Here is an 11807-nt window from a genome sequence, read left to right as displayed (position 1 = left end):
TCCCCATCCTTTGTCACGGGGGAGATGCGCCGCGAGGGGCGCACAGGGGGAGGAAGCATGGCGCGTTTCGCAACGGTCTATGACCGCAATGCCGTCGAACGGGAAATGGATTACGCCAAGCGCGACCTGCCGGTCACGCTTTACGGCTTTCTCGATGCCGTCTCGACAAAGTTCCCCAGCCGCCCCGCGGTCAGCTTTCAGCTTCTCTCCGGCCCTGATGACCCCGCCGTTACGCTCAGCTGGGCTGAGTTGCGGCAAGAGGTCACCCGCGCCGCGAACCTTTTCCGCAGCCTTGGCGTGGGCGAGGGCGATGTTGTCGCCTATCTGCTGCCGAACGCGCTGGAAACCGTGACCACGCTTCTGGGCGGCGCGGTGGCGGGCATCGTCAACCCGATCAACCCGCTGCTTGAGGCCGAGCAGATCGCGGGTATCCTGCGTGAGACGAAGGCCAAGGTCCTTGTCACGCTGAAGCCGTTTCCCAAGACCGACATCGCCCAGAAGGCCGCCAAGGCTGTCGCCAATGCCCCCGGCGTGAAGGCGGTGCTTGAGGTCGATCTGAACCGCTACCTGACGCCGCCGAAAAAGTGGATCGTCCCCTTCATCCGGCCCAAGGTGCAGGCCCATCACAAGGCACGCGTCCTCTCCTACGGGCAGGAGACGCGCAAGATGCCCGCCGACCGGCTGACCTTCGCCGACAGCACCGGCGACCGGGTCGCGGCCTATTTCCACACCGGCGGCACGACCGGCATGCCCAAGGTCGCGCAGCACAAATATTCCGGCATGGTCTATAACGGCTGGCTTGGCGCGACGCTTCTCTTTGACGAAACCGATGTGCTGATCTGCCCCTTGCCTCTGTTCCACGTCTTCGCCGCCTATCCGATCCTGATGTCCTGCCTCGGCTCGGGCGCGCATGTCGTCTTTCCCACGCCTGCCGGGTATCGGGGCGACGGCGTCTTTGACAATTTCTGGAAGCTGATCGAGCGTTGGAAGGTGTCCTTCGTCATCACCGTGCCGACCGCCATTTCGGCCCTGATGCAGCGGCCGGTGAATGCCGATGTCTCCTCGCTGAAAACCGCGATTTCCGGTTCTGCGCCGCTGCCGCTTGAGCTTTACAACCGCTTCAAGGCCGCGACCGGCGTCGAGATCGCCGAGGGCTACGGGCTGACCGAGGCGACCTGCCTTGTCTCCTGCAACCCGGTGGACGGGGAAAAGAAGGTGGGATCGGTCGGTATCCCCTTGCCCTATACCGAGATCCGCATCCTGCGGGCCACGCCCGAGGGGTTCCACCAATGCGGCACCGATGAGGTCGGCGAAATCTGCGTCGCCAATCCCGGCGTCTTCGAAGGCTCCACCTATACCGAGGCGGACAAGAACCACGACCTTTTCGCCGCCGAACGCTTTCTGCGCACCGGCGATCTGGGGCGGATGGACGCGGACGGCTATCTCTGGATCACCGGGCGGGCCAAGGATCTTATCATCCGGGGTGGCCACAACATCGACCCGGCCGAGATCGAGGAAGCGCTGCTAAGCCATCCCGCCGTCGCCTTCGCGGGCGCCATCGGTCAGCCCGACAGCTTCGCGGGCGAACTGCCCTGCGCCTATGTCGAGCTGGTCGCGGGCAAGACCGTGACGGTAGAGGAACTGCTCGACCATGTGCGCGGCCGCATCCACGAACGCGCCGCGGTGCCGAAACATATCGAGATCATGGAAGAACTGCCCAAGACAGCGGTCGGCAAGATCTTCAAGCCCGATCTCAGGCGGCTGGCGATCACGCGGGTCTATGACGCGGCGCTGGCCGACGCGGATCTGAACGTCCGCGTCAAGGAGGTGGTCGAGGACAAGAAACGCGGCCTTGTCGCGCGGCTGGAAAAGACAGGCGCGGTGGATGAGGCGGCGGTGGCCCAGAAGCTTGGCGAATTCACCCGCCCGTGGGACTGGGCCTGACGCAAGGGCGCAGAAAATTCGCGCCGCTTGCCCTCTAGCGACGCCAAATGTCGCGAAGAGGCGGGGCAAGTCACGTCAGACGTTGAAATCTCCGCCGCAAGCCGGTTCAATCCAGACCGGAAACGGAGGTGGCCGATGCGGTATTCGGGCCTGAGCGTCCTCAAGGAGGGCCTGTTCGGCAACAAGGGCTGGAAACCGGCCTGGCGGGAGCCTGAGCCGAAGGCGGAATACGACGTCATTATCATCGGTGGCGGCGGACATGGCCTTGCGACCGCCTATTACCTGGCGAAGAACCACGGCATCACCAATGTCGCGGTGCTGGAAAAGGGCTATCTCGGGTCGGGCAATGTGGGGCGCAACACCACCATCGTGCGCGCCAACTACTTCCTGTCGGGCAACTCCGAATTCTACTCCCACTCCCTGAAGCTGTGGGAGGGGCTGGAGCTTGACCTGAACTACAACGTGATGCACTCGCAGCGCGGCATCCTCAACCTCTTCCATTCCGACGGCCAGCGCGACGCCGCCGCCCGGCGCGGAAATGCCATGGTCAATCAGGGCGACGATGCGGAGTTGCTGGACCGCGAGGCCGTGCGGCGCATGGTGCCTTACCTGGATTTTGAGCAGACGCGCTTTCCGATCTATGGCGGCCTTCTGCACCGGCGTGGCGGCACGGCGCGGCATGATGCGGTCGCCTGGGGCTTCGCGCGTGGCGCCGACATGCGCGGCGTTGATCTGATCCAGAATTGCGAGGTGACGGGTATCGACATTCAGGACGGCCGCGTGCGTGGCGTCCAGACCACACGCGGCCCGATCCGGGCGAAGAAGGTCGGCATCGTCGCGGCGGGCCGGTCGGGGCAGGTGGCGGCGATGGCCGGGATGCGCCTGCCGATCGAAAGCCACGTCCTGCAAGCCTTCGTGACCGAGGGGCTGAAACCCGTCATCGACCATGTCGTGACCTATGGCATGGGGCATTTCTACATCTCGCAATCCGACAAGGGCGGACTGGTCTTTGGCGGCGACCTCGATTTCTACGCCTCCTACGCCGCGCGGGGGAACCTGCCGATGCTGGAACATGTGATGGAGGCGGGGATGACGCTGATGCCGATGATCGGCAAGGCGAAGATCCTGCGCTCCTGGGGTGGTATCGTGGACATGACGCCCGACGGCTCCCCCATCATCGACAGGACCGACGTGGGCGGGTTGTTCGTCGATTGCGGCTGGAACTACGGCGGCTTCAAGGCCACGCCTGCCTCGGGCTGGTGCATGGCGCATCTGATGGCGACCGGAGAACCGCACGAGGTCGCCCGCCGTTTCCGCCTCGACCGCTTCCTGACCGGGCATCTTCTGGACGAAGAAGGCACCGGCTCGCAGCATAACTTGCACTGAGGGGGCGGGGTGATGCCGTTCATGACCATAAAGCCCTTGCGCCGGACCCCGCCGTTGGATGCCTACGGCGGAGGTATTGTTGGCAAGATGAAATGCTGTACCCGCTTCATCTTGCCAGAAATACCTCGGGGTGAGGCCGAAGGCCGAGGGGCGGCGCCCCTTCTTGCGACAGATGAAGGGAAAGCCAGACAATGCGCATAACCTGCCCCCTTTGTGGCGCGCGTGACCGGCGTGAGTTCACCTATTACGGCGCCTCGGTCTATGCCGACCGCCCGGCCGAAGGCGCCGCGCCCGAGGTGTGGGACGACTACCTGCACCTGCGCGACAACCCGGCGGGGGAGATCACGGACCTCTGGTATCACGAGCTTGGCTGTTCCGCCTGGATCGAGGTGACGCGCAACACCGTGACGCATGCGATCAGCGCGACGCGGCTTTTGGCGGACCGGGCGACGCCCACGAAGAAGGGGGCAAGGTCATGAGGATCGCGGGCAAGGGCCTTGTGGACCGCAACACGCCGGTGGGCTTCCGCTTTGACGGCAAGGACTATACCGGCTTTCAGGGCGATACGCTGGCCTCGGCGCTGCTTGCCTCGGGCGTCCGGGTCTTTGGCCGGTCCTTCAAGTATCACCGCCCGAGAGGCGTGATGACGGCGGGGTCGGAGGAGCCATGCGCGCTTGTCACCATCGGGCGCGGCGCGGCGCAGGTGCCGAACGTCCGCGCCACGGTGCAGGAAATCCACGCGGCCCTCGATGCGCGGGGCCAGAACGCCTGGCCTTCGGTCAATGTCGACCTGATGGCGATGAATGATCTTTTCTCTCCGTTCTTTAGCGCGGGCTTTTACTACAAGACCTTCATGTGGCCGCGTAAGTTCTGGGAATCGCTCTATGAACCCGCGATCCGCAGGGCGGCGGGGCTTGGCGCGCTGTCGCGGAAGCATAACGAAGACCACTACGAAAAGGCTTATGCCTTTTGCGACCTCCTGGTGGTCGGCTCTGGCCCCGCGGGCCTGATGGCGGCGCTGGCGGCGGGGCGCGCGGGGGCGGATGTGATCCTTGCGGAAGAGGATCACGTCATGGGTGGCCGCCTTCTGGCCGAGATGCAGGAGGTGGCGGGGCAGCCCGGCGCGGACTGGGCGGCGGGGGTGCTGGCGGAACTGGCCACGATGCCCAATGTCCGCCTGATGACCCGGACCTCGATCACCGGCGCCTATGACGGCGGCACCTTCGGCGCGCTGGAGCGGGTAGGCCTGCATCTGGCGCGGCCGCCGATGGACCTGCCGCAGGAATGCTTCTGGCGGATCGTCGCCAAGCGCGCGATCCTGGCGACCGGCGCGCATGAACGGCCCATCGCCTTCCCCAACAACGACCGGCCGGGGGTGATGATGGCGGGCGCGGTGCGGGCCTATCTGAACCGTTTCGGCGTGGCGCCGGGCCAGACCGTCGCGGTCTTCGGCAACAATGACGACGCCCATCGCACGGTGCGTGACCTGAAAGCGGCGGGTGTCAAGGTTTCGGCCCTGATCGACGTGCGAGAGGAGGCGACCGCCCCGGACGGCGCGACGCTTCATGCCGGGGCGCAGGTGGTCGATACCGTCGGCCGCAAGGGCCTGCGTGAGGTGGTGATCGCCGACCGTTCGGGCCAGATCACCCGCATTCCCTGCGATTGCCTTGCCATCTCGGGCGGCTGGAACCCGGCGCTGCACCTTGCCTGCCACATGAACGGCCGCCCGGTCTGGCGCGAGGAGATCGCGGCATTCGTTCCGCAGCCCGGCATGGTGCCGGGGCTGGCGGTGGCCGGGGCGGCGAATGGCACATTTTCTACCCAAGCATGTCTTGCCGAGGGGCTGGAGGCCGCGAAAGCTGCACTTTCCGAACTTGGGCGCAAGGCCAAGGCGGTCGATCTGCCGCAGGCCGAGGATGGCGCCTATCGCCTGCGTGCCTTCTGGGAGGTGCGTGGCGGCAAGCACCGGGCCTGGCTCGATTTCTCCAATGACGTGACGACCAAGGATGTGCGCCTGGCGGCGCAGGAGAATTACCGCTCGGTCGAGCATATGAAGCGCTACACGACGCAAGGGATGGCGCCCGATCAGGGCAAGAACTCCAACGTCGCGGCGCTGGCGGTGCTGGCCGATGCCACCGGGCGTGGCATCCCCGAAACCGGGATCACCACATTTCGCCCGCCCTATGTTCCGATCTCCGTCGCGGCGCTTGGCGCGGGCGGGCAGGGCGCGGGGTTCGCGCCGCAGCGGTTTACCACCTCGCATCAGGCCAGCGTCGAACGCGGCGCGCCGATGGTGGAGGCGGGGCTGTGGTACCGCCCGTCCTATTTCCCGCGCCCCGGCGACCAAAGCTGGCTTGACGCCTGCAACCGCGAGGTGGGCTTTGTCCGCGACCGGGTTGGCGTCTGCGATGTCTCCACGCTTGGCAAGATCGACATTCAGGGCGCCGATGCGGGCCGCTTCCTTGACCTCGTCTATACCAACACGTTTTCGACCCTGAAGCCGGGGCGGGTGCGCTATGGGCTGATGCTGCGCGAGGACGGGATGGTGATGGATGACGGCACCACCGCCTGTCTGGCGGAGGGGCATTACCTGATGACCACCACCACGGCGGCGGCAGGGCAGGTCATGCGGCATCTCGATTTCGTGGCGCAGGCGCATTGCCCGGCCTGGGACGTCCACATGATCTCTGCCACCGAGCAATGGGCGCAGTTCGCGGTCGCCGGCCCGCTGGCGCGGGAGCTTTTGAACACGCTGCTGGAGGAGCCGGTCGATGGCGACACGGTTCCCTTCCTCGGCGTGGCGCCGGTGCGTGTCATGGGGGTGGCGGGGCGGCTGTTCCGCATCTCCTTCTCCGGGGAACTGGGCTATGAGATTGCCGTGCCTGCCCGCTATGGCGCGGCGCTTTACCGCGATCTGGTGGCGCGGGCGGAAAACCTTGGCGGCGGCGCCTACGGGATGGAGGCGCTGAACGTCCTGAGGATCGAGAAGGGCTTTATCACCCATGCCGAGATTCATGGCCGCGTGACCGCTTTCGACATCGGGTTGCAAGGCATGGTGAGCGCCAAGAAGGATTGCATCGGCAAGGGCGCCTCGACCCGTCCGGGGCTGAGCGGGCCTGAGCGCGAGCAGATGGTCGGGTTGAAGCCGGTGCCGGGGTCGAAATCCATCGGCGCCGGGGCGCATCTTTTCGACGAGGGGGCCGAGCCGGTGCGCGTCAACGATCAGGGCTATGTGACCTCTGTCTGCTGGTCGCCGACGCTGAACAGCCATCTGGGGCTTGGTTTCCTGATAAACGGCCGCGCGCGGATCGGGACCCGCGTCCGGCTTGTCGATCACCTGCGGAAGACGGATGTGATCTGCGAGGTCGTCCATCCCGTCTTCTTCGATCCCGAGGGGGGACGCGCCCGTGGCTAGCCTGATCGAGAAATCCGCCTGCGACGGCCTCTTGCCCAGGGTGGCGGGCGGCACGGTGCTGTCCGAATTGCCCGCCGCGCGCGTGACCTCGGTCGCGCCCTTTGCCGGGAAGACCCGCGCCTTGGGGGCGGCGCTGAAGGAAATGGGGCTGGGCTGGCCGAAACCGGGGGAAGCGGTGGGGACGGAGGGGGCCTCGATCCTCTGGTCGGGCCGGGATCAGGCCTTTCTGATCGGCGCCGATCCCGCGCCGCTTTCCGGTCTGGCGGCGCTGAGCGATCAGGGCGACGGCTGGGCGCGGATGCAGTTGAAGGGGCCGGAGGCGGAGGCCGCGCTGGCGCGTCTGGTGCCGCTGGACCTCAGGCTGTCGGAATTCGGTATCGGTCAGGTGGCGCGCAGCGGGTTGAACCACATGATGATGCTGATCGCGCGGACATCGGAGACGGGGTTCGACATCATGGTCTTCCGCTCCATGGCCGCGAGTGCGGTGCATGAAATCGGGACGGCACTGGATGCCGTTGCCGCGCGGGGGCGGCTGACCTCCTGAACGGGCGTCCGGCGGGGCGCCTAGAACAGGCCGTCGCCGCCCTGCTGGTCCTCGACCGCCTTGTCGGCGATCACCGCGCCGCCTGCGCCGACCAGAAGCGGCCCGCAGCCGGAAAGCGTGGCGGCGGCAAGGCCCATGAGGATGATGATGAGGCGCATCGGGACGCTCCCTTTTCTCGTTACATCCTCAGGCTATAGCATTTCGGGCTTACACTGAATCAGAATTCGATCTTATTTCGTTCAAATTCTGATACTTGCTTTCTCAACGCAAACCCGAAACGCTTTAAGCGAGTTTTGCCGGCGCGCCAATCCCTCAGGCCGCGTGCTGACCGACGATCACCTGATTGCGCCCGTCCTGCTTGGCGTAAAGCAACGCCATGTCGGCGCTGTGCATAAGTTCATCGACGCCAAGGCCCGCGGTTGTGGGCGCATTGCCGATGGCCAGCCCGATGGAGGAGGTGACGGGGATCGCCTGACCGTCATGGGGCAGCGGAACCGGGGTTTCGCCGATGATGCGGCGCAGCCGTTCGGCCACGGTGCTGGCGCGGGCAAGGTCGGCTTCGGGCAGGACGACAAGGAATTCCTCCCCCCCGATCCGGGCCAGAAGGTCAGAGGGGCGCAGAACCTCCCCCAGACGCGCGGCGACCTCGATCAGCACCGCGTCGCCCGCCGCGTGGCCGTGGGTGTCGTTGATCGACTTGAACCGGTCAAGGTCGAGGATCATCACCGCGAAGCTTTGCCCCGATAGCGTCGCGCGTTCGGCGATGCGGCCCAGATGCGCCATTGCATAGCGGCGGTTGTGCAGTCCGGTCAGGGGATCGACCATCGCAAGGCGCAGGCGGCTTTCCAGGCTGTCGCGCAGCCGGTCGGCCTGATATTTGCGGCTGCACTGGATGCGCAGGCGCAGCGCGACTTCGGACGCGTCGGCGCCGGCCTCGATCAGGTCGCTGGCGCCAAGGTCGAGGGCCATCGCGGCAAGGTCGCGCGCGCCCGCAGGCAGCATCACGCAGATTGCCGAATGCCGTGTCGCGGCGCGGGAGCGGAGTTCGGAGATCAGCCGCAGCCCGGCGCCAGAGGCCGCCAGATCGGAGCCGATCAGGAAGACATCGGGTGCGCCCTCGGGCGCGGCGTCGGACAGCGCGCCTTCCGGCTCAATCGCGACGAGGTTATCGGAGAGATAGGCGCCAAGCTCTGCCAGGCAGGACGTGCGCCGGGCGCGGTCGTTCGACACCAGCGCCACCTTCGATTGCCGGGTGAAGGCCGCGGCGGGTTCGGCGAGGCCAAGCTCCCGCGCGGTTCCCTGCCGCAGCCACAGCTCCTCGGCCGTTTCGCGCGCCCTGAGGATACTGCGCAGCCGCGCCAGCAGCACCACCTCATCCAGCGGTTTCCAGAACACTTCGTCCGCCCCGGCCTCAAGCGCTGCCATCTTGCGATCCATGTCGCGAAAGGCGGTGACCATCACCACGGGGATGTCGCAGGTTGCCGGATCGGCCTTCAACCGACGGCAGACGTCGATGCCGCTGATGTCCGGCATCTCCACATCCAGCAGAATCAGGTTCGGCCGGGTCGAGCGCGCCAGTGCCAGCGTCTCGCGCCCGCTGGACGCCTGAATCGTTTCGTAGAAAGCCGATGCGAGCTTGACCTTCAACACGATCCGGTTCGTCGCAACATCATCGGCAATAAGGATTTTCCCGCCCACGGAATCCTCCATTCACTTTACTAACTCGTACCTGTCGCTCATCTTTCGTTTGCAAAGGTTAAGAAAAGCTTTCCGGCGACGGGGGAGGGGGACGGGCAGGGCATGAACAGGGACAATGCAGAGACCGTGGCGCTGAAGGCGCTGGGCTGGGTGATCGGGGCGGAGGCAGAGCGGGACGCCTTTCTTGCCGCCAGCGGCTTTGCCCCCGCCGACCTGATGCAACGCGCCGGTGAGGCAGAGGTCCTGCTGGCGGTGATCGACTTCATCCTGGCCGAAGACCGCCGCGTGATCGGCTTTTGCGACAGCGCGGGGCTGGCCTATGACAGCCTTGCTGCCGTGCGCGCGGCGCTGCCCGGCGGCGACGATCACCACTGGACCTGAGAGCCGCCTTGCCTTCGCCCCACGCCTCGGCCAGTGTGGCGCGCGCGGGACAGGGCAGGGGGCATCATGCGCGCGTTTGACGGCATCCTTTTCGACAAGGACGGCACGCTTTTCGATTTCAAGGCGACCTGGGGCGCCTGGTCGGCTTCACTTCTTGGTGAGCTTGCGGGCGGCGACACGGGCCTGTTCCATCGCCTTGGCCGCGCCGTGGGGTTCGACGTGACCACCCACGCCTTCGCCCCCGACAGCCCGGTCATCGCCCATACCGCGCCCGAGATCGCGGCGGACCTGATGCCGCACCTGCCGCAAGGCACCGATCACGCGGCCCTTGTCGCGCGGATGAACCGGCTGGCGGCCGAGGCAGAGCCGGTCCCTGCCGCCGATCTCATCCCGCTGTTCACCGGCTTTCGCGCGCGGGGGATGAAGGTCGGGCTGGTGACGAACGACGCCGAGGAAGCCGCCCGCAGCCACCTGTCCCATGCCGGGGTGCTGGGCTATTTCGACTTTGTCGCGGGCTTCGACAGCGGCCATGGGGCAAAGCCCGAACCCGGCCCGCTGCTGGCCTTCTGCGCGGCCGAGGGGTTGAACCCCGCCCGCGTGGCGATGGTCGGCGACAGCCGCCATGACCTGATATCCGGCCGCGCGGCGGGCATGGCGACGGTCGCGGTCCTGACCGGCATCGCGGGCGCCGAGGAACTGGCCCCCCATGCCGACGTCGTCCTGCCCGATATCGGCCACCTGCCGGGCTGGCTTGACCGTGTTCCGGGCGCGCTTCACCCGGCCTCCTAGAAAAAAACGACCTGTTCGTGTCGTTTTATGCTGCGCAGTTGCTCCGCGCTGGCGGAATGCTGGCCGCAGCAACAGCGGAGAACAGGATGTCGGACGAACAGCGACGCAGACGGTCGGGCGGCCGGGCGGGCCATGCCGAACGGGCCGGGGTGCGGGCCATCGACCAGATGCCCTGGCGCATCCCCCTGAACCCCGACCGGCCGATCGAGCCGCTGGACCAGGACGGTGTGAACGCCATCCACAAGGGTGCGATGCGGGTCCTGTCGGAGATCGGCATCCGCTTTCTGAACCCCGAGGCGGTGGCGATCTTCAAAGAGGCGGGGTGCATCGTCGATGGCGAAACCGTCCGCATGGACGAGGATTTCGTGATGGAGATGGTGCGCCGCGCGCCGCCGGAATTCACCATCACCCCGCGCAACCCCGACCGCGCCCTGCCGATGGGCGGCAAGCATATCGTCTTTGGCAATGTCTCTTCGCCGCCGAACTACTGGGATCTTGAACGTGGCAAGGTCTCGGGCTTCATGGATGGCTTTCGCGACTTCATCAAGCTGACGCAGTATTTCAACTGCATCCATTTCGCCGGGGGCTATCCGGTCGAGCCGATCGACATTCACCCCTCGGTCCGCCATCTGGACTGTCTTTATGAAAAGCTCACCCTGACCGACAAGGTCACCCATGCCTATGCGCTGGGGAAAGAGCGGATCGAGGACGCGATGGAGATGGTGCGCATCGCGGGCGGGCTGAGCGATGAGGCGTTCCGCGCCACGCCGCGGATGTTCACCAACATCAACTCCGTCTCGCCGCTGAAGCACGACTTTCCGATGATCGACGGGTTGCTGCGCATGGCGCGGGCCGGGCAGGCGGTGGTTGTCACGCCCTTCACGCTGGCGGGCGCGATGGCGCCGGTGACGATGGCGGGTGCCGTGTCGCTGTCGATTGCCGAGGCGCTGTCGGCCATCGCGCTGCAACAATATGTCGTGCCGGGATCGCCCTCGATGATCGGGACCTTCACCTCAAACGTCGACATGAAATCCGGCGCGCCCGCCTTTGGAACGCCCGAATATATGCGCGCCACGCAGATGACCGGGCAACTGGCACGCTTCTACGGCCTGCCGCTGCGCTCTTCCGGCGTTTGCGCGGCCAACGTGCCGGACGGGCAGGCGATGTGGGAGACGTCGAATTCCCTCTGGGCCGCCATGACCTCTGGCACCAACCTCGTCTATCACGCGGCGGGCTGGCTTGAGGGCGGGCTGATCGCCAGCCCCGAGAAGTTCGTCATGGATTGCGAGGTTCTCCAGATGCTCCAGCGCTATATGGAGCCGCAGGTCTGGGCCACCACGCCTGAGGACATCGCCTTTGACGCCGTGCAGGAGGTCGGGGCCGAGGGGCATTATTTCGGCTGCCAGCACACGCAGGAACGCTATACCTCGGCCTTCTACGCGCCCATAGCCTCGGACTGGCGCAACTTCGAGGCGTGGAAGCTGGACGGCGCGGTCTGGACGGCGGAGCGTGCCCACCGGATCGCCAAGGCGATCCTTGCGGATTTCCAGGCCCCGCCGATGGAAGACGCCATCCGGGAAGAGCTTCAGGCCTTCGTCGCGCGGCGCAAGGAAGAGGGCGGCGCGCCCACCGATTTCTGACCGCCTTTGC

General features: G+C 66.2%; 10 protein-coding genes. 8 read left to right on the top strand and 2 right to left on the bottom strand.

Translation table 11 applies throughout. The features are described 5' to 3' along the window. Positions 1–57: 57 nt before the first annotated feature. From LX70_RS05550 to LX70_RS05530, 5 genes are all read left to right on the top strand, one after another. Positions 58–1944, top strand: coding sequence for an acyl-CoA synthetase (locus LX70_RS05550; RefSeq protein ID WP_105513474.1), 1887 nt, complete (start codon positions 58–60; stop codon positions 1942–1944). A 135-nt stretch (positions 1945–2079) separates the two neighbouring features. After that, on the top strand, positions 2080–3330 hold the full coding sequence (locus tag LX70_RS05545; RefSeq protein WP_105513473.1) for a sarcosine oxidase subunit beta family protein: 1251 nt from the start codon (positions 2080–2082) through the stop codon (positions 3328–3330). Positions 3331–3521: 191 nt separating this feature from the next. Beyond that, a complete protein-coding gene (locus LX70_RS05540) occupies positions 3522–3809 on the top strand; it encodes a sarcosine oxidase subunit delta (protein ID WP_105513472.1) in 288 nt (95 codons plus the stop codon). Continuing rightward, positions 3806–6745, top strand: a complete 2940-nt coding sequence (locus LX70_RS05535; RefSeq protein WP_105513471.1) for a sarcosine oxidase subunit alpha family protein — start codon at positions 3806–3808, stop codon at positions 6743–6745. The genes LX70_RS05540 and LX70_RS05535 overlap by 4 nt, the downstream gene beginning before the upstream one ends. Next, entirely contained in the window at positions 6738–7289 is a 552-nt protein-coding gene (locus tag LX70_RS05530; protein ID WP_245884944.1) for a sarcosine oxidase subunit gamma, read from the top strand. The genes LX70_RS05535 and LX70_RS05530 overlap by 8 nt, the downstream gene beginning before the upstream one ends. A 20-nt stretch (positions 7290–7309) precedes the next feature. Here LX70_RS05530 and LX70_RS20665 read toward each other — a convergent pair whose 3' ends face one another. Together LX70_RS20665 and LX70_RS05525 are read right to left on the bottom strand one after the other, a co-directional pair. Continuing rightward, on the bottom strand, positions 7310–7447 hold the full coding sequence (locus LX70_RS20665) for a hypothetical protein (RefSeq protein WP_170076122.1): 138 nt from the start codon (positions 7445–7447) through the stop codon (positions 7310–7312). 154 nt (positions 7448–7601) lie between these two features. Then, entirely contained in the window at positions 7602–8987 is a 1386-nt protein-coding gene (locus LX70_RS05525) for a diguanylate cyclase domain-containing protein (protein WP_105513622.1), read from the bottom strand. Positions 8988–9089: 102 nt separating this feature from the next. Between LX70_RS05525 and LX70_RS05520 the strand changes: the two genes are divergently transcribed. From LX70_RS05520 to LX70_RS05510, 3 genes are all read left to right on the top strand, one after another. After that, on the top strand, positions 9090–9368 hold the full coding sequence (locus LX70_RS05520; RefSeq protein ID WP_105513470.1) for a DUF3572 domain-containing protein: 279 nt from the start codon (positions 9090–9092) through the stop codon (positions 9366–9368). Positions 9369–9434: 66 nt separating this feature from the next. Beyond that, positions 9435–10157, top strand: a complete 723-nt coding sequence (locus LX70_RS05515; RefSeq protein WP_105513621.1) for an HAD family hydrolase — start codon at positions 9435–9437, stop codon at positions 10155–10157. Between the two features lie 86 nt (positions 10158–10243). After that, positions 10244–11797, top strand: coding sequence for a trimethylamine methyltransferase family protein (locus tag LX70_RS05510; RefSeq protein WP_105513469.1), 1554 nt, complete (start codon positions 10244–10246; stop codon positions 11795–11797). Positions 11798–11807 lie beyond the last annotated feature (10 nt).

The organism is Albidovulum denitrificans (genome assembly GCF_002973535.1).
In the GTDB taxonomy this organism is placed as follows: domain Bacteria; phylum Pseudomonadota; class Alphaproteobacteria; order Rhodobacterales; family Rhodobacteraceae; genus Albidovulum; species Albidovulum denitrificans.
The sequence above is the reverse complement of the archived record's forward strand: the minus strand, read 5'-3'. Positions and strand labels throughout refer to the sequence as shown.